We start from the raw sequence: 15,530 nt of genomic DNA on the forward strand, positions 1-15,530 counted from the left end.
CGTCAGACAGTCCCTTCCTCATTCCTGGAGATATCAGAGCGGATCTCAGCCGTTCGGATAATTCCCGCCGTCGGAGCCATCGCCGATCATGAAGCCGCTGCCGGTGTCGGACATCAGCCTCTGATCGACATTGTCGAGGCGGCGCAGCAGATCGTGATATTGCGCGGCCGGGATCCGGCCATGGTCAGAAGCGGCGACCCGTTCGGCGGCCTGGCCGATATGCGCAGCACGCAGATGCAGCCACTGCGCTTCCGAGGTCGAGATGCCCTTCGTCTCGCGCGCATCCGTGATGCCCTGTTCGACGCCCCGCACCTGCTCGATCAGGCCGGTCACGCGCGGACCGGTCATGTCGGTCGGGTCGCTGGCGTCGAGGGCGCCCTTGTGATGTCCGGCGGCATAGGCGCCGGCGAGTGGAACAGTGATCAGAAGTGTCGTGAGGGTTGCGGTCCTGAGAGTCTTCAAAGAGCGCATGATGTGCGTCTCCTCCTGCTATGGAAGGGGCAAGCGCTTTCGCTCCGCCTTCCGGAAGCGGGCCGTCCGGTTCCGTCGCGTCGCGATGGGAGGCATCGCCGGCGGTTCTCGGCCCTGCGCGTCAAAGTAGGAGCCCGGAAACGCGAAGTGTAATTAAAGAAAGATAATGTTTTCAGGCCTTGCCGACTTGGCGTTGCGCCCTAGAGTTGAGCCGGCAAACAATTTCGCGTGACTGAAAATCACCGTTCGGTGAGCTTCAGTTCAATGCGTCGGTTCTTGTTGCGGGCGTCTTCGGTGTCGGCGGGGTCGAGCGGCTGGAATTCGCCGAAGCCGGCCGCAACCAGCCGGTTGGCGGGCACGCCGTTCTCGATCAGGAACTTGACCACCGAGGTCGAACGCGCCGTCGACAATTCCCAATTGTCGCGATAGCGGCCGGCGCCGGACAGCGGCTTGTTGTCGGTGTGGCCGTCGACGCGCAGCACCCAGTTGATCTCGGGCGGGATTTCCTTTTGCAACTCGATGATGGCATCGGCGAGCTTCTTCATCTCGACCTTGCCGGCATCGTTGATCACTTCCGACCCGGTCGGGAACAGAACTTCCGACTGGAAGACGAAGCGGTCGCCGACGATGCGGATGTTCTCGCGGTCGGCGAGGATTTCGCGCAGGCGGCCGAAGAAGTCGGAGCGATAGCGGTTCAGCTCCTGCACGCGCTGCGCCAGCGCGACGTTGAGCCGACGGCCGAGATCGGCGATCTTGGTGTTGGAATCGCGGTCGCGCGTTTCGGACACATTGAGGGCGTCCTCGAGCGCGCCGATCTGCTTGCGCAGTGCTGCGATCTGCTGGTTCAGGATCTCGACCTGGCTCAGCGCCTGCTGGCTGATCTGGCGCTGGCTGTCGAGTTCGCCGCCGAGCTCCGCGGCGCGCTGGTTGGCGGCGTCGCCGGCGCCGGCGCCTTGCGCCAGCAACTGCTCGAGCCGGCTTTTCTCAGCTTCCGCCGCCGACAGCGACGCCTGCAGATTGGCCAGCGAATCGTCCTTGTCCTGCGCGCTCGAGCGCTCCAGCGCCAGCAGCTGCGTCAGTTCGTTGATCTGCGAGTTGAGGCGCGTGAGCGCCGTATCCTTGCCGGAGAGTTCGCGTCCGAGCAGGAACTGCGCCAGCACGAAAACGGTGAGCAGGAACATGATGGCCAGCAGCAGCGTCGACAGCGCGTCGACGAAACCCGGCCAATAGTCGATCCGGCGATCGGTGCGCCGGCCCCTGGCGAGAGCCATGCTAGTGGACCCCGGGTTTCTTCAGCGCGTCGGCGATCTTTTCCAGCGTGTTGCGCATCGCCTTCTGCTCGTCCGACTGGGCCTCGACCCAGTCGCGCATGATCTGCTGCTCGGAGCGCATGTTCTTGACCAGGCCGGAAATGCCGTCGGCGAGATTGGCCATGGCGGTGGCGACGCGCGGATTGGAGCCGCCGCCGCTTTCCTGCATGCTGCGCAGCCGTTCCGACAGGACCCGAATCTCGTCGGAGGATTCAGTCTTGGCCGGGTCGGCGACGGCGATGTCGGAGGAGAGATCGGTGACCGAGGACAGCCAGTTTTCAAGCTCGGTATAGAAGCGGGTCTGGGCGCGGCCGGCCTGCAGGTCGAGGAAGCCTAGCACCAGCGACCCGGAAAGGCCGAACAGCGAGGACGAAAAGGCCGTACCCATGCCGGCCAGCGGCGCCGACAGCCCCTGCTTCAGCGAATCGAGCACGGCGGCGGCGTCGCCGGTGCCGGGATCGAGCGATTCGATGGTTTCGCGGATCGAGCCGATGGTGTTGAGCAAGCCCCAGAAGGTGCCGAGCAGACCGAGGAACACCAGCAACCCGACGAGATAGCGCGAGGTGTCGCGGCTTTCGTCGAGGCGGGTGGCGATCGAATCCAGCATGGTGCGCATCGAAGACGTCGAGAAGGCGACCGTCGAGGAGCGGCCGATCATCGCCTTCATCGGCGCCAGCAGCACCGGCTCGGTGGTTTCGGAACCGGCGCGGAAGGAATTGACCCAGCGCACTTCGCGAAACAGTCGTCCGACCTGGGCGAAGGCAAGCAGGATGCCGACCACAAGGACGCCGACGATCAGGCCGTTGAGGCCGGGATTGCTCCCGAAAGCGGTCGAGATCTGGCGGGTGAGGATGGCGGCGATGAAGGCGACGATGACCAGGAAGATGACCATGGTCAGGAGGAAGACCTGCGGGCTCGACAGTTTGTGCGGATCGTACATCAGGACATCAGAACGCCTGCCCACGCCGAAGGATCTGAGAAAAGCCATCCGTGCCCCGTTTCCGATGCTCTATTTGCCTTGACGCAATTCCGAACGGGAAGCCGCTCATACTTCCCTGGAACCGCTCCAGTGCCGCCGATCACGTAATTCGCGACTCTAAACGGAATTGTGACCAAATTGAATGGCGCTTGGCAATATTGCCCGACTGTCGGGCCGCACCACGCCGTTCAGAGGCGGTTGACGACCAGGCAGTCGACCATGGCGGCAAGATGCAGCCCGGCGCCGGTGACGACAAAGCCGTGCCAGAGGGCATTGTGGAAGCGCAGGCGTTTCCAGGCGAAGAAGATGACGCCGCAGGAGTACACGATGCCGCCGGCGACAATCAGCGCGATCGAAGTCGTCGGCAACGTCGCCACCAGCGGCTTGACCAGGACGACGCCGCTCCAGCCGATGGCGAGATAGAAGACAATGGCCAGACGATCGAAGCGGCCGGGCAGGAACACTTTCATGGCAATGCCGGTCAAAGCAGCGGTCCAGACAAGCACAATCATCGGCAGCGCCAGCGGCGAGCCGTCGAGCTGGGCCAGAAAGGGCGTGTAGGTCGCGGCGATCAGGAGGTAGATCGCCGCATGATCGAAGCGCCGCAAGATCCACTTCGCCGGCGACGTCACCGGCCACAGATTGTAGGTCAGCGAAATCGACAGCACAGTCAGCAGCGACACCACAAAGAAGGCGGCGGCGATGTATTCGCCGGGACCGGCATGGAAGGCGGCCAGTGCCAGCAAGGCCGAGCCGGCTGCTATCGCCAGCACGATGCCGACCGCATGGACGATGCCATCGGCGATCATCTCCGCACGCGAGTAGTGCCAACGCCCGACATAAGGGATTTCAACTGGCTGGTCTGGCTGCGCTTCTCGCGAGGATAGTGAAGGTATGCTCGTCATAAAAAATCCTGCGTCACCCTTATCTGGGCGGCCGCCGGGCAGTATTTCAAGCTTTGATTGCGGTTTTGCGACTGCGGCGCTTCAGCACGCCGCGCCGGCATGCCAAGTGATCAGCGCGCCGAAAGCGGCTTCTTCACCGCCTTGAGCAGCGCGCGCTGGATGACCTCGTTGCCGGCGACGAGCGAACCCGCCTCGAGCATATCCTGGCCTCCATCCATGTCGGAGACGAAGCCACCGGCCTCGCGGATCAGCAGCAGGCCGGCGGCAATGTCCCAGGCCGAAAGGCCGGTTTCCCAAAAGCCGTCCATGCGGCCGGCGGCGACATAAGCGAGATCGAGCGCGGCGGAACCCAGGCGGCGCACGCCCGAGACCTCGGCCATCACATTGCGCAACTCGACGAGGAAATTGCCGTGCTGGCCGCGGCCGAGATGCGGCACGCCGCAGCCGATGACGCAGTCGGTGAGCTTGCTGCGGCCGGCAACGCGCAGCCGGCGATCGTTCATGAAGGCGCCGCCGCCGCGCTCGGCGGTGTAGAGCTCATCCATTGCCGGATTGTAGATGACAGCGGCGACCAACTGGCCCTGTCGCTCCAGCGCGATCGAGATGGAAAAGATCGGAATGCCGTGCAGGAAATTGGTGGTGCCGTCGAGCGGGTCGACGATCCAACGGTGCTGGTCGTCGTCCCCTGCGATCATGCCGCGCTCTTCCATCAGGAAGGCATAGCCCGGCCGTGCCTTCGACAGTTCGGCAAACAGAATATCCTCGGCCTTGCGGTCGGCTTGGCTGACATAGTCGCCCGGTCCCTTCATCGACACCTGCAGGTTCTGCACCTCGCCGAAGTCGCGCGACAGCGAGCGGCCGGCCTTCATGGCGGCCTGGACCATGACATTGAGAAGTGCGGAGCGTGCCATCGTATCTGTTCCTGCCTACGCGTCAGTCTGCGCGGCGCATGTAGGTGAGTTCGTTGGTGTCGACGACGATGCGTTCGCCGGCGCCGATGAATGGCGGCACCAGCACGCGGATGCCGTTTTCCAGCACCGCCGGCTTGTACGAGGACGCGGCCGTCTGGCCCTTCACCACCGGGTCGGCCTCGGTGATGGTCAGCGTCACCTGGTCGGGCAGCGAAATGCCGATCGGCCTGTCCTCATAGAGCTGGACCGTCACCATCATGCCGTCCTGCAGGAAGGCGGCGCGGTCGCCGACGAAATCCTTCGCCAGCTCGAGTTGCTCGTAGCTCTGCGTGTCCATGAACACCAGCGCCTCGTCCTGGGCGTAGAGGAAGGAAAAATCCTTCAGATCGAGCCGGATCTGCTCGACGGTCTCCGCCGAGCGGAAGCGCTCGTTGAGCTTGGTGCCGTTGATCAGGTTCTTCAGTTCGACCTGGTTGTAGGCGCCGCCTTTGCCGGGCTTGACGGTGTTGGTCCTGACCGCCACCCAGAGGCCGCCATCGTGTTCGATGACATAGCCGGGACGGATTTCGTTGCCATTGATCTTGGCCATGATGAGATTGATCCGGGATGCTACCAACGGCTTGGCCGTTGGTATGGGATGGTCGCTGGACAAGCGATTTCGGGCCCCCAAGACCACAAATCAGCAGGAGAGGCAAGGGATGCCAGATCGCCCGACAGCGGCTGGTAGCCTCAAACTTGGGCTGCAATGACTTTGCCGACGGCCTCGACGATGGCATCCGCAGCCTCAGTCAGCCGGTTGAGATGAGGCGAGCGAAGTGCGGCGACCTGTAAGGAAAGGTCGACATCTTCCGTGTTGACGAGCATGAGGCCGTCGGGAAGTCGGCGCCTTGCAAGACGCAACGGCATTAGCCCAAGGCCGTGCCCCCGACGGACCCATTCCATCTGCAAGGCCGGATCCTGTATCTCCGCCGCGATCTCGAAATGACGCCTTCCGCCGACCAGAACGGACGTGAGCTTCTGGCGCGCGTCGCAAGGTGCCGGACTAAGCACCCACGGCATGGGTGTCCGGCCACCGTCTTCCGGATCGGCGACGGTGGACGCAGCTATGACGCCAAGACGTTCAGTGCCAAGCGCTTCCGGACCTGGCTTGTCCGACGATCGCAGAACAATCGTCACATCGAGCTCGCCGCGTTCGAATTGATCGATCAGTTCGGCGCTCCAGCCGGTCTTGAGCCGTAGCGACACTTTCGGGAACGCTGCCGCGGCGTTGGCGATGGCCCCCGCTATGTCGCGGTCCGAGAGGCCATGGGCGAGACCCAGGCGGAACAGTCCTTCCGGCTCGGTCTTTCCGGCGAAGGATTTCAGCGCTTCTACGGAAGCGATGATATCGCGGCCGCGCGCCAGCACTTCCAGCCCCGTCGGCGTCAGTCGCGGCGGCTTTTGCCGGCGGTCGAGCAGCGTCGTGCCAAGCATGTCCTCCAGCCGCTGGATTTGCCGGGTCACAGCCGGCTGCGTCAGCGGCAGGCGCCGGGCGACCTTCTGGATCGAGCCCTCCTCGGCAAACAGGGCGAGCGTGCGTAATTCCTCAAGCATAGCCAGAACGATGTTTTGCAAGCATAATCATTCTGAACATTATGAATTTGAAATCCACCGCCTGGCAAGCGATTTTCCTTTCAAACGGAAGGACAATGACAATGAAGGCAATCGAACTGCAGAAGCCGGGCGGCATCGACAATCTCAAGATGGTCGAACGACCAACGCCGGAGCCCGGCCGTCAGGAGATGATCGTCCGCGTCAAGGCGACGGCGCTCAACTACCGCGATGTCGAGATCGCGCGCGGCAGCTATCACACGACATTCCCCTTGCCGCTGGTGCCGCTTTCCGACGGCGTCGGCGAGGTCGTGGCGCTTGGCTCCGAGGTCAGCCGCTTCAAGGTCGGCGACCGGGTCTGCGGCACGTTCTGGCAGCGATGGGTCGGCGGCAGCTTCGCCATGGCCGAACCTTCCTACCAGCGCGGCGGCCCGATCGACGGTTTGCTGAGCGAATTCGCCCGGCTGGACGAACAGGCGGCTGTCATCGCGCCGGCGCATCTCAGCGACGTAGAGGCGGCGACATTGCCTTGCGCCGCCGTCACTGCCTGGCATGCGTTGTTCACCGAGGGCAAGCTCAAGCCAGGCGAAACCGTGCTCAGCCTCGGCACGGGCGGCGTATCGCTGTTTGCCATGCAGTTCGCGAAGGCGGCCGGCGCGCGGGTCGTCGTTACGTCGAGTAGTGATGAGAAACTTGTCCGGGCCAAAGAGCTCGGCGCGCATCACGGCATCAACTACCGCGACAATCCGGACTGGTCGTCGGCCGTGCTGGCGCTGGCCGATGGCCGGGGCGCCGATCACATCATCGAAGTCGGTGGTCCCCAAAGCTTCGCGCAGTCGCTCAAGGCGTCGGCGCGCGGCGCCCAGATCAACGTCATCGGTTATCTCGGCGGCAGCGAAGGGGTGATCAATCCGCTCGACATCTTCCGACGCCAGGTGAAAGCACACGGCATACCGGTCGGCTCGCGCGAGTCCTTCGAAGCGATGAACCGGGCGCTCGCCGTCAATCGGCTGCGGCCGGTGATCGACCGGGTCTTCCCATGGGCAGAGGCAGCGCAGGCCTTTCGCCATCTCGAACACGGCTCTCCCTTCGGCAAGGTCGTGCTGGATCATACACAGTGACGTTGCGTGTCAGGGCAGGCGGTTGGCCTTCTGCAAGGCTTGCTTTGTCTGATCGTCGGTCAGCCCTTGCAGGAAATCGTCCATCTCCGGATCGATAAGGCCGGCGCGGCGGGCGACCACATACCAGGCCCCGGCCAGGATCAGGTCGGGGTCGGTTCCGATGCCGCCCATATAGAGCTTTGCCAACCGGTTCTGGGCAGCGACATTGCCGCCTTCAGCTGCCTGCTTCATCCAGTTGAAGCCGGATTTCAGGTCGCGAACACCGCCCCGGCCCTCGATCATCCAGGCGGCAAGATCGATCTGCGCGGTGTCGTAGTTCTGCCTGGCAGCCTGTGCCAGCAAGCTGCGCGCCCTTGCATCGTCTCGCGTCTTGCCGCCGACGCCATTGGCATAGACCTGCGCCATCGCATACTGGGCGTCGGCAAGCCCTGTCGCCGCGGCACGCTCATAATAAGGCACAGCCCTGGCGATGCCGGCATCGCCCGGATCCTGCTGCACGAGCAATTGCGCGAAGTTGAACTGCGCCAGCCGGTTGCCGGCCTCGGCGGCGGCCTGCATCAGCGCATAAGCTCCCTTCTCGTCCTTCTTGACGTAGCGGCCGTCGAGCAGCATCAGCGCATACTGGAACTGCGATTCAGGAATCCCCTGCTCGGCGGCCTGCGCATACCATTTGGCGGCTTCCGCTGGGTTGAGCGGCACGCCCAACCCGCGCGACAGGATCTCGGCCACCAGCGTTTGCGCCGCCGGGTCGCCATTCTGAGCTCGCACCAACGCCAGATTGTAGGCCGTCTTGTAAAGGCCGCGCTGGAAAGCGCCATAGGCGGGGTCCGCCGGCTTGGCGCCGAAACGTTCGGGGTTGATCGCGTCGGCCGACGGCAGCGGCGCGGTTGTCGCCGGCTGCGGCAGCGGGGTGTCGATCGGCTTGTCGATATGGACGCCGGAATCCGTGGCACCGGCTTTCGGGGCACCGGCTTTTGGGGCACCCGCATCGGGGGCGCCCGCATCCGGCACGCTGAGGGCGGGCGCGGTGGTGTCGGGCCTCGGCTGCGGCAGCGGAACGGTTTCCGCCGCGATCGCTGCCCCGCTCATCAAGGCCGCAACGAGAACCGCGAGAGGAAGTCCAGGTCGGCGCACGTCAGCCCTCGAAGCGCGGCGCGGTTTGGTCGAGCAGCGCATTGGCGGCAGCAATCGCCGCCTTCGGATCGGCGCCTTCGGCGAAGACAGCGCTTGAGACGGCCACGAACTCGGCGCCAGTGGCGGCCACCGCTTCTACCGAAGCGATGGCGGAACCGGCCATGACGACGCAAGGGATCTCAATCACGTCCGCCCACCATTGCCCGAGCGACAGGTTGCGCGGATGCGGTTCCGGCTTGTTGTCGTAGCCGAAGCGGCCGAAGAAGATGTAGTCGGGCCTGGTTTCGCCGAGTTCCAGCGCGTCGTCGCGCGTCTTGGCGCCACCGGCGCCGACCATCATCTTGCCCTGGAAGTGTTCGATGGTCTCAGCGAGCGCGTCCTTGGAAACCTCGACATGAATGCCGTCGGCCTGGACACGGCCGGCAATGCGGGTATCGCCGGCGATGATGACGGCGATGCCGGCCGCTTGCGCGGCCGGTACGATCTGTTCTGCAAAAGCCTGGAAGGCAGCCTCGTCCATGCCGTTCTCAGGCAGGATCAGCGAAGCGATATCACCGCCGTCGAAGGCAGCCGCAATGCGCTGCGCCGGAGCGTCCTTGGGCGCGATCAGCACGATGCGGCAGCGGTTGGGGGGTGTTGCGTCGTTCATTGGCTTTCGATCCCGGGTTTCGCCTATGCCGGGCGAAGATGGTTGCATTGCGGCATAGAACAAAGCGCCCGCCTTGAACAGGCGGGCGGGGAACGATGCGCTGGCTTTGGTTTACGATCGCCGGCGAGCAGACGCTCTGCGGCTCATTTGACGGCTTGCGGGCTTTCGGCCGGCGATTTGGCCCTCCACAAAGTCCAGCCGAGATTCATGCCGGCGGCGGCGATCAGGATGGCGGCTGCGCCAACGAGCTGGGCCGGATGCAGCCGGTGGCCGAAGGCCATCACATCGACCAGGATCGCAACGACAGGATAGATGAAGGACAGCGACCCCTGCAAATGCGTCGGCAGTTTCTGGATGGCGGCGTACATCAATATGTACACCAGGCCGGTGTGAACGACGCCAAGCGTGGCCAGCATGGCCCAGCTCCAGGCATCGGCGGGCAAATGCGAGAGGTTGGCGAAGGGCGCCAGCATGACGACGCCGACGCAGACCTGGATCAGCGCGATCAGATGCGGCGGGGTGCCCTTGAGCTTCTTGGCGACGATTGCCGCGACAGCCCAGAAGAAGGCCGCTCCGAGCGCCATGACGATGCCGATGACATAATCTGTGCCGGTTATGCCGGAACCGACACCCGCATCGGGCCCTGTCTGCACGATCAGCAGCATGCCGGCGAAGGCGATGCCGAGCCAGGTCAGCTTGGCCAGGGTCAGCCGCTCGCCGAAGAACAGCGCACCGAAGCCGACCAGCATGAAGGGCTGCGTGTTGTAGACCGCCGTGGCAATCGAGATCGAGGCGCGGGAGAAGGCGCTGAACAGCAACAGCCAGTTGATGACAATGGCCGCGCCGCCAAGAGCGGCGATGGCAACAATGCGCAGCGTCAGCCTGCCGCGCAGCAGCCCGAGTGCCGCGCAGGTGATCAGCAGCGCCACCGCGCCGAAGGCGCAGCGCCAGAACACCACGTCCATGACGGGCTGGCCCGACATGACGACAAACCAGCCGATCGTGCCGACGATCGTCATCGCCGCCGTCATCTCGATCGTGCCGCGTACCGTGTTGTCCATGACAATACCTCTATCTGTTGAGGCCATAATCTCATGCCGTCTTGAGCGTTTATATACCCTATGAAAGGTGATAGGGGGGCAGGACCTTATTTAATAAGGTGCGCGCAGCCCTTTTGCGAGGAGATGATAATGCTGGACGAGTTGGACAGAAAGCTTCTCGACATCCTGATCCTGGATTCGCGGACTTCGTTGAAGGATCTGGCGCAGCAGGTCGGGCTGTCGTCGCCGAGCGTCTCGGAACGGCTGCGGCGGCTCGAGGAACGCGGCGTCATCCGCGCCTTCACCATCGAGATCGACCCGGAGGCGCTGGGGTTTCCGCTGCAGGCGATCGTGCGGGTGCGGCCACTGCCGGGCAAGCTGCATATCGTCCAGAAGCTGATCGAGGAGATCCCGGAATTCGGCGAATGCGACAAGGTCACCGGCGACGACTGTTTCGTGGCCCGGCTCTACGTGCGCTCCATCGGCGAGCTCGACAAGCTTCTCGACCGCATCGCCGACAAGGCGGAGACCAGCACCGCCATCATCAAGGCGCAGCCGATCCGGCGCCGTCCGCCGCCACTGAATTAAGCTCCAGCTTGTAGCCGATGTGGCTGGCCTTGAAGCCGAGCCGGTCATAGAAGCGATGCGCGTCCTGGCGGCTCTTGTTGGTGGTCAGCTGGACAATCTTGCAGCCGCGTTCACGGCACTGTTCGACCGCCCATTCCAGGAGGCGCTGTCCCAGCCGTTCGCCGCGGCGGTCCGCGACGACGCGCACAGCCTCGATCTGGCCGCGCAAGGCGCCCTGAAGCGACAGCCCGGCAAGATAGCTGATCTGCAACGTGCCGATGACGCGGCCCCCTTCCGTCATCACGGCAAGAAACTGCCTGGGGTCGGCGTCGATGGCGGCAAAGGCGTCGCGATAGGCCTTGGCGAGTGGCTCGGTGGCGTCCTCCCGGCTGCTGCCGAGCGGATCGTCGGCGAGCATGGCTACGATGGCAGGCAGGTCGGCTGCTTCGGCGCGGCGGATGTGGGGTTCGCTCATTGTCAAAAACCTGGGGTCAAAAACCTGGGCCAAAACCTGGGATCAAAAACCTGATGCAGCGGGGACGGCGCCCTTATGCATCGGCGGCGATCTTGCCGCAAATCCGGAACCGTCGCTTTACGCACAGTTGATCGACACGGCCGGCATTTTCCCGGTCGCGGCGCAAGGGTTTCTGGGCTATTGCAGGGCAACCGTCTTCCCTCCAGCCATTTCCAGCTCATGTCAGGTCTGCTCGCCGATCCGTGGTTTTATGCCGCCGCCATTCCGGCGGTGATACTTGTCGGGCTGTCGAAAGGCGGCTTCGGCGGCGCTGTAGGCTTCGTTGGCGTGCCTTTGATGGCGCTGGCCATGCCGCCGGTGCAGGCGGCGGCTATCCTGCTGCCGATCCTGTGCCTGATGGACATCGTTTCGGTGTGGACGTGGTGGGGTGTGTATGACAGAAAGATGCTGGTCGACATGATGCCGGGCGCGGTGATCGGCATTGGGCTCGGCTGGCTGACGGCAGCGCTCGTAACCGAAGAGATGGTGCGGCTGATCGTCGGCGCTGTCGCGCTGATCTTCGTGCTGCGCTGGCTCTATCTCCAGTTCCGCCACGGTTCCGACCATGCGGCGGCGCCCAACCGCATCGCCGCCGCCTTCTGGGGCATCGTCGCCGGCTTCACCAGCTTCGTCGCCCATGTCGGCGGGCCGCCCTTCCAGGTCTATGCGCTGCCGATCCGGCTCGATCCGAAGGTGCTGTCGGGGACATCGGCGATCTTCTTTGCCGCCACCAACGCGCTGAAGCTGATCCCCTATTTCGCGCTTGGCCAGTTCGACACAGCCAACCTGACGGCGTCGGCCGTGCTGATGCCGCTGGCGCCGCTGGCCACCATCGCCGGCGCCTGGCTGGTGCGGCGCATGCGGCCGGAGATTTTTTATCCCTTCACCTACGCGACCGTGGCCGTGGTCGCGGTCAAGCTGCTTTGGGACGGGATCGCCGGCCTGCTCTAAAGCCCGCTCAGGCCGCTGCCGGTTTGGTTCGCGGGGCGCTCGCAAAGGTCAGCGATGCACCACCACCGACCACGACCGCCATGGCGCCGAGAGTGGCGATGTCGTGCGCGGTCGGCTTCAGCACCATGTCGGCGACGACGGCGATCATGATGACGAAATCGAACTTGACGATTCGTATCATGCGGCGCCCAAACGTTATGGCGGCCGGGGTCATGCCGTCCGTGGCAAGCATTGCGGCAAGCTTTTCGAACGAAGGCTTCAGCACGAGGATACCGGTTAGAAACGCGGCGGCGTAGCCGCAAAGGCCGATGACGACCCAAAGGTCGGAGAAGCCGGTCCATAGCGAAGTCAGCACCAGGCCAGAAGCCAGGGTCGCGACGGACGCCGGCACGAACAGACGCAAGCCGAGTTTGTCCGTCGTTCTCAGCATGACCATCAGCGTCTCGTCGTCGCCGGCGCGATCGGCGAGTATCGAAACCAGCAGCATGGCGAAACCGCCGCCGAGCCAGAGGATCGCTGCCATGACATGCAGGAATTTGAAGAGAGAATACCAGTCCATTGCCGCTCCTTGTGCATCGTTCCGGGGGTAAACGCTGCTTTCGCGCGTCTGCTTCCGAAGGAGGGCGGATTATCTCCGTGCATGTATCCAGAAGATGCCGCGTGGGTGCCGGCTTGTTGCGGTGGCGCCGTCGCCGGATTTTACCGCCAGCCCGCACAATACCCGGCATTTGCCGGATAGACGCCGTGTCGGAATTGGCTGGTTTCGCGGCATGATCCTGAAACCTGCGGGGACTAAGCCGCTCGCGACCGACGCTCCATTTTGGCCGCGCGCGGTCGGACCAAGTCTGCAACAACCAACGAGGGTATCCCATGCAAGGCGTAGCACGAAATTTCTTCACCCTGGCCGTCATCTATTCCCTGTGCGGCATGGCGCTCGGCCTGCATATGGCGATCTCCAATGACCATGGGCAGATGCCGACCCACGCGCACACCATGGTGGCGGGCTGGCTGATGTCGGCGGTGTTTGCTTTCTTCTACCACCTGTTTCCAGCGGTCGGGCAAAAGACGATTGCGGTCGTGCATTTCTGGCTGACGGCAATCTGCGGAATCGCACTGATGATCGGGCTTTACTTTGAACTTGCCGGCCATCCGGAGATCGAGCCGGTGCTGGCTTCCTCCTCGATGGGCTTTTATGCGGCAATGCTGCTGTTCGCCTTCATTTCCTTGCCGGCTGTATGGAAGAAGGCATGAACAAGCTGACGATCAGGCTTCGGGGGCCGTTGTGCTGATACGGCACAGAAGGGCAGCGGTCGAACAAGAAATACCCGCGCCGTTAAGGGTTCATTAAGCTTTACAGGTGTTTACTATGTCCATCCAGTGATCTGGATTCTTACCGAGTGGTTGGAGCCACTTCGTTTGACGCCTCCCTGTTAAACTCCTGAGAGCCGCCTTATCCGCGGCTCTTTTTTTGTCTGCTTTTGGTCCGCTTGGCGCCCCTGCGCAGGCGTTAACCGTTTGTTAAACATGTGCTTGCCTTCGCCGGCGGCGAAGCGCATTTTCAAGCTTCAGTCATCTAGGGTGCCGGCGTGACGGCGATGAAGCCGAATCAGCCGACGGGGCAGTGCAGGGGCGTATCGATGAACGAGCCTTCGAAGGGCAGCGCGAAAACCATCAAGCTGGCGGAACGCCGGGTTTTCTCCCAATCCTTCAAACCGCTCTACCAGGAAGGCATGGGCCTGGTTGAGCAAGCAGCGGAATATCTCGACGGCAAGGGCCGGGCCGAGGCCAAGAAGCTGTCCAGACTGGCGGCGACCCTCTATGCGGCCGAATCGATGCGGCTGACCACAAGGCTGATGCAGGTCGCCTCCTGGCTGCTTTTGCAGCGGGCGGCAAATTCCGGCGAGATGACCCGCGACCAGGTCGCCTCGGAAAAATCCAAGGTGCGTCTCGACACCGCCTCGGCGCATGACGAAGCGGTCGGCTGGGGCGAACTGCCGAAGGATTTCCTCGACCTCGTCACCCGCTCGCTGCGCCTGCAGGCGCTGGTGCGCCGCATGGACGAAGAGATCTATGGCGGCGCGTTTGCCGGGACGCCGGTAACAGGCCGCCGCGCCAATCCGGTTTCCGACCAGATCACGCTGCTGAATACGGCTTTCGCTCGAGGTTAAACGCTTCCCGTTTCCGGTTTGTTCACATTTCCCTGACATCGCTGTGCGCCGGAGGTAGACTTCGCGCATGAGGGAAGCGATTCGCATCATCGGTATCGATCCGGGGCTGAGGCGCACCGGATGGGGCATCGTCGAGAGCCTCGGCAACTCGCTGCGCTTTATCAGCTCCGGCACTGTACGCTCCGACGACAAGGCGGCGCTGGCGACACGGCTCTGCCAATTGCATGACGGGCTGGCCGAGATCCTGCATGCGGCCATGCCGCAGGAAGCGGCCGTCGAGCAAACCTTCGTCAACAAGGATGCGGTGGCGACACTGAAGCTCGGCCAGGCGCGCGGCATAGCCATGCTGGTGCCGGCGCTCGCCGGCCTTGTCGTCGCCGAATATGCCCCCAATGCCGTCAAAAAGGCGGTGATCGGCGTTGGCCATGGCGACAAGAAGCAAATCCACATGATGGTAAAGGTGCTGTTGCCGAAAGCCGTTTTCGACACCGAACATGCCGCCGACGCGCTAGCTATCGCCATCTGCCACGCGCATCACCGGCAAAGCGTCGCCTACAGGATGGCGCTGGCATGAGGGATCACGCATGATCGGCAAATTGAAAGGCACGCTGGACGAGATCGAGGAGGATTTCTGCCTCGTGGATGTGCACGGCGTCGGCTATGTCGCCTATTGCTCGGCGCGCACGCTGGCCGCGCTGCCTTCGCCCGGCGAGGCGGTGGTGCTGTTCATCGAGACCTATGTGCGCGAGGACATGATCCGGCTTTACGGTTTCCAATCGGTGCTTGAGCGCGAATGGTTCCGGCTGTTGATGAGCAATGTGCAAGGCGTCGGCGCCAAGGTGGCGCTGGCCATCCTGTCGACGCTGGCGCCGGCCGACCTCGCCAATGCGATCGCGCTGCGCGACATCGCCATGGTCAGCCGCGCGCCCGGCGTCGGCAAGAAGGTGGCCGAGCGCATCGTCACCGAATTGAAGAACAAGGCGCCGGGCTATGCCGGAACCGCCTCCGGCGCCATCGGCCTGAAGCAGGAACTCGGGGAAGGCGTGGCGCCGGCGCCCATCACCGACGCCGTCTCGGCGCTGGTCAATCTCGGCTATTCGCGCGACACCGCAGCCAATGCTGTCGCGGCGGCGCTGAAGACGGCCGGCGAGGACGCCGATGCCTCGAAGCTCATTCGTTTCGGGCTGAAGGAACTGGCGCGGTGAGTGATTGCTTGTCCG

20 protein-coding genes are annotated in these 15,530 nt (G+C 63.6%); 8 read left to right on the plus strand and 12 right to left on the minus strand.

What is annotated here, in order from left to right; all coding sequences use genetic code 11:
• Positions 1–45: 45 nt before the first annotated feature.
• The 7 genes from NKJ76_RS15950 to NKJ76_RS15980 form a co-directional block, all read right to left on the minus strand.
• Positions 46–471: a hypothetical protein gene (locus tag NKJ76_RS15950; RefSeq protein WP_023688945.1), complete on the minus strand. Its 426-nt coding sequence runs from the start codon at positions 469–471 to the stop codon at positions 46–48.
• 239 nt (positions 472–710) lie between these two features.
• Complete coding sequence (locus tag NKJ76_RS15955) at positions 711–1,742, minus strand: peptidoglycan -binding protein (RefSeq protein WP_023700275.1); 1,032 nt, start codon at positions 1,740–1,742, stop codon at positions 711–713.
• Position 1,743: 1 nt separating this feature from the next.
• Positions 1,744–2,769: a MotA/TolQ/ExbB proton channel family protein gene (locus tag NKJ76_RS15960; RefSeq protein ID WP_023668754.1), complete on the minus strand. Its 1,026-nt coding sequence runs from the start codon at positions 2,767–2,769 to the stop codon at positions 1,744–1,746.
• A gap of 179 nt (positions 2,770–2,948) precedes the next feature.
• Positions 2,949–3,665 carry a PAQR family membrane homeostasis protein TrhA gene (trhA, locus tag NKJ76_RS15965; RefSeq protein ID WP_023688947.1) on the minus strand — a complete coding sequence of 239 codons (717 nt, stop codon included), beginning with the start codon at positions 3,663–3,665 and terminating at the stop codon, positions 2,949–2,951.
• A 110-nt stretch (positions 3,666–3,775) separates the two neighbouring features.
• Complete coding sequence (locus NKJ76_RS15970; RefSeq protein WP_023684166.1) at positions 3,776–4,576, minus strand: inositol monophosphatase family protein; 801 nt, start codon at positions 4,574–4,576, stop codon at positions 3,776–3,778.
• A gap of 22 nt (positions 4,577–4,598) precedes the next feature.
• Entirely contained in the window at positions 4,599–5,165 is a 567-nt protein-coding gene (gene efp, locus NKJ76_RS15975) for an elongation factor P (RefSeq protein WP_352537853.1), read from the minus strand.
• A 140-nt stretch (positions 5,166–5,305) separates the two neighbouring features.
• The gene (locus NKJ76_RS15980) at positions 5,306–6,190 is read right to left on the minus strand and encodes a LysR family transcriptional regulator (protein ID WP_031198552.1); all 885 of its coding nucleotides are present in this window, start codon (positions 6,188–6,190) and stop codon (positions 5,306–5,308) included.
• Positions 6,191–6,270: 80 nt separating this feature from the next.
• Here NKJ76_RS15980 and NKJ76_RS15985 point away from each other — a divergent pair, with 80 nt between their 5' ends.
• Positions 6,271–7,287 (plus strand): zinc-dependent alcohol dehydrogenase family protein, encoded by a 1,017-nt coding sequence (locus NKJ76_RS15985; protein ID WP_352537854.1) that lies wholly within the window; start codon positions 6,271–6,273, stop codon positions 7,285–7,287.
• 9 nt (positions 7,288–7,296) lie between these two features.
• Here NKJ76_RS15985 and NKJ76_RS15990 read toward each other — a convergent pair whose 3' ends face one another.
• From NKJ76_RS15990 to NKJ76_RS16000, 3 genes are all read right to left on the minus strand, one after another.
• On the minus strand, positions 7,297–8,376 hold the full coding sequence (locus tag NKJ76_RS15990) for a tetratricopeptide repeat protein (protein ID WP_352537855.1): 1,080 nt from the start codon (positions 8,374–8,376) through the stop codon (positions 7,297–7,299).
• 46 nt (positions 8,377–8,422) lie between these two features.
• Positions 8,423–9,070, minus strand: a complete 648-nt coding sequence (locus tag NKJ76_RS15995) for a thiamine phosphate synthase (protein ID WP_023716070.1) — start codon at positions 9,068–9,070, stop codon at positions 8,423–8,425.
• 143 nt (positions 9,071–9,213) lie between these two features.
• Entirely contained in the window at positions 9,214–10,131 is a 918-nt protein-coding gene (locus NKJ76_RS16000; protein WP_023716071.1) for a DMT family transporter, read from the minus strand.
• A gap of 129 nt (positions 10,132–10,260) precedes the next feature.
• Here NKJ76_RS16000 and NKJ76_RS16005 point away from each other — a divergent pair, with 129 nt between their 5' ends.
• Positions 10,261–10,698, plus strand: a complete 438-nt coding sequence (locus NKJ76_RS16005) for an Lrp/AsnC family transcriptional regulator (RefSeq protein WP_023704892.1) — start codon at positions 10,261–10,263, stop codon at positions 10,696–10,698.
• Here the strand turns inward: NKJ76_RS16005 and NKJ76_RS16010 are convergent.
• Positions 10,655–11,152 carry a GNAT family N-acetyltransferase gene (locus NKJ76_RS16010; protein WP_352537856.1) on the minus strand — a complete coding sequence of 166 codons (498 nt, stop codon included), beginning with the start codon at positions 11,150–11,152 and terminating at the stop codon, positions 10,655–10,657. The two genes, NKJ76_RS16005 and NKJ76_RS16010, sit on opposite strands and share 44 nt — an antisense overlap.
• On the opposite strand from NKJ76_RS16010, the gene NKJ76_RS16015 reads away from it, so the two are divergent.
• Both NKJ76_RS16015 and NKJ76_RS16020 read left to right on the plus strand, forming a co-directional pair.
• Positions 11,136–11,426 carry a hypothetical protein gene (locus tag NKJ76_RS16015; RefSeq protein WP_352537857.1) on the plus strand — a complete coding sequence of 97 codons (291 nt, stop codon included), beginning with the start codon at positions 11,136–11,138 and terminating at the stop codon, positions 11,424–11,426. The two genes, NKJ76_RS16010 and NKJ76_RS16015, sit on opposite strands and share 17 nt — an antisense overlap.
• Positions 11,372–12,142, plus strand: coding sequence for a sulfite exporter TauE/SafE family protein (locus NKJ76_RS16020; RefSeq protein WP_352537858.1), 771 nt, complete (start codon positions 11,372–11,374; stop codon positions 12,140–12,142). Before NKJ76_RS16015 ends, NKJ76_RS16020 begins: the two co-directional genes overlap by 55 nt.
• A gap of 7 nt (positions 12,143–12,149) precedes the next feature.
• Here NKJ76_RS16020 and NKJ76_RS16025 read toward each other — a convergent pair whose 3' ends face one another.
• Entirely contained in the window at positions 12,150–12,701 is a 552-nt protein-coding gene (locus NKJ76_RS16025; protein ID WP_352537859.1) for a DUF2269 family protein, read from the minus strand.
• Positions 12,702–13,012: 311 nt separating this feature from the next.
• Between NKJ76_RS16025 and NKJ76_RS16030 the strand changes: the two genes are divergently transcribed.
• The 4 genes from NKJ76_RS16030 to ruvA all read left to right on the plus strand — a co-directional run bounded on the left by NKJ76_RS16030 (position 13,013) and on the right by ruvA (position 15,515).
• Positions 13,013–13,393 (plus strand): hypothetical protein, encoded by a 381-nt coding sequence (locus NKJ76_RS16030; RefSeq protein WP_023668767.1) that lies wholly within the window; start codon positions 13,013–13,015, stop codon positions 13,391–13,393.
• Positions 13,394–13,779: 386 nt separating this feature from the next.
• Positions 13,780–14,310, plus strand: coding sequence for a protease adaptor protein RcdA (gene rcdA, locus NKJ76_RS16035; protein WP_352537860.1), 531 nt, complete (start codon positions 13,780–13,782; stop codon positions 14,308–14,310).
• A 67-nt stretch (positions 14,311–14,377) separates the two neighbouring features.
• A complete protein-coding gene (gene ruvC / locus NKJ76_RS16040; protein WP_023688957.1) occupies positions 14,378–14,884 on the plus strand; it encodes a crossover junction endodeoxyribonuclease RuvC in 507 nt (168 codons plus the stop codon).
• A gap of 10 nt (positions 14,885–14,894) precedes the next feature.
• Positions 14,895–15,515, plus strand: a complete 621-nt coding sequence (ruvA, locus tag NKJ76_RS16045) for a Holliday junction branch migration protein RuvA (RefSeq protein WP_352537861.1) — start codon at positions 14,895–14,897, stop codon at positions 15,513–15,515.
• Positions 15,516–15,530: the final 15 nt, after the last annotated feature.

The sequence above is a fragment of the Mesorhizobium sp. M0029 genome (assembly GCF_040323735.1).
GTDB lineage: Bacteria > Pseudomonadota > Alphaproteobacteria > Rhizobiales > Rhizobiaceae > Mesorhizobium.

Bases quoted from the DNA above. Each gene is read 5' to 3' on its own strand.
- ruvC (WP_023688957.1), top strand. From the start codon at position 14,378: ATGAGGGAAGCGATTCGCATCATCGGTATCGATCCGGGGCTGAGGCGC.
- NKJ76_RS16000 (WP_023716071.1), bottom strand. From the start codon at position 10,131: ATGGACAACACGGTACGCGGCACGATCGAGATGACGGCGGCGATGACG.
- NKJ76_RS15960 (WP_023668754.1), bottom strand. From the start codon at position 2,769: ATGGCTTTTCTCAGATCCTTCGGCGTGGGCAGGCGTTCTGATGTCCTG.
- NKJ76_RS15985 (WP_352537854.1), top strand. From the start codon at position 6,271: ATGAAGGCAATCGAACTGCAGAAGCCGGGCGGCATCGACAATCTCAAG.
- NKJ76_RS15950 (WP_023688945.1), bottom strand. From the start codon at position 471: ATGCGCTCTTTGAAGACTCTCAGGACCGCAACCCTCACGACACTTCTG.
- NKJ76_RS16030 (WP_023668767.1), top strand. From the start codon at position 13,013: ATGCAAGGCGTAGCACGAAATTTCTTCACCCTGGCCGTCATCTATTCC.
- NKJ76_RS15955 (WP_023700275.1), bottom strand. From the start codon at position 1,742: ATGGCTCTCGCCAGGGGCCGGCGCACCGATCGCCGGATCGACTATTGG.
- ruvA (WP_352537861.1), top strand. From the start codon at position 14,895: ATGATCGGCAAATTGAAAGGCACGCTGGACGAGATCGAGGAGGATTTC.
- NKJ76_RS16005 (WP_023704892.1), top strand. From the start codon at position 10,261: ATGCTGGACGAGTTGGACAGAAAGCTTCTCGACATCCTGATCCTGGAT.
- NKJ76_RS16015 (WP_352537857.1), top strand. From the start codon at position 11,136: ATGTGGGGTTCGCTCATTGTCAAAAACCTGGGGTCAAAAACCTGGGCC.
- NKJ76_RS16020 (WP_352537858.1), top strand. From the start codon at position 11,372: ATGTCAGGTCTGCTCGCCGATCCGTGGTTTTATGCCGCCGCCATTCCG.
- rcdA (WP_352537860.1), top strand. From the start codon at position 13,780: ATGAACGAGCCTTCGAAGGGCAGCGCGAAAACCATCAAGCTGGCGGAA.
- NKJ76_RS15995 (WP_023716070.1), bottom strand. From the start codon at position 9,070: ATGAACGACGCAACACCCCCCAACCGCTGCCGCATCGTGCTGATCGCG.
- NKJ76_RS16010 (WP_352537856.1), bottom strand. From the start codon at position 11,152: ATGAGCGAACCCCACATCCGCCGCGCCGAAGCAGCCGACCTGCCTGCC.
- efp (WP_352537853.1), bottom strand. From the start codon at position 5,165: ATGGCCAAGATCAATGGCAACGAAATCCGTCCCGGCTATGTCATCGAA.
- NKJ76_RS16025 (WP_352537859.1), bottom strand. From the start codon at position 12,701: ATGGACTGGTATTCTCTCTTCAAATTCCTGCATGTCATGGCAGCGATC.
- trhA (WP_023688947.1), bottom strand. From the start codon at position 3,665: ATGACGAGCATACCTTCACTATCCTCGCGAGAAGCGCAGCCAGACCAG.
- NKJ76_RS15990 (WP_352537855.1), bottom strand. From the start codon at position 8,376: ATGAGCGGGGCAGCGATCGCGGCGGAAACCGTTCCGCTGCCGCAGCCG.
- NKJ76_RS15970 (WP_023684166.1), bottom strand. From the start codon at position 4,576: ATGGCACGCTCCGCACTTCTCAATGTCATGGTCCAGGCCGCCATGAAG.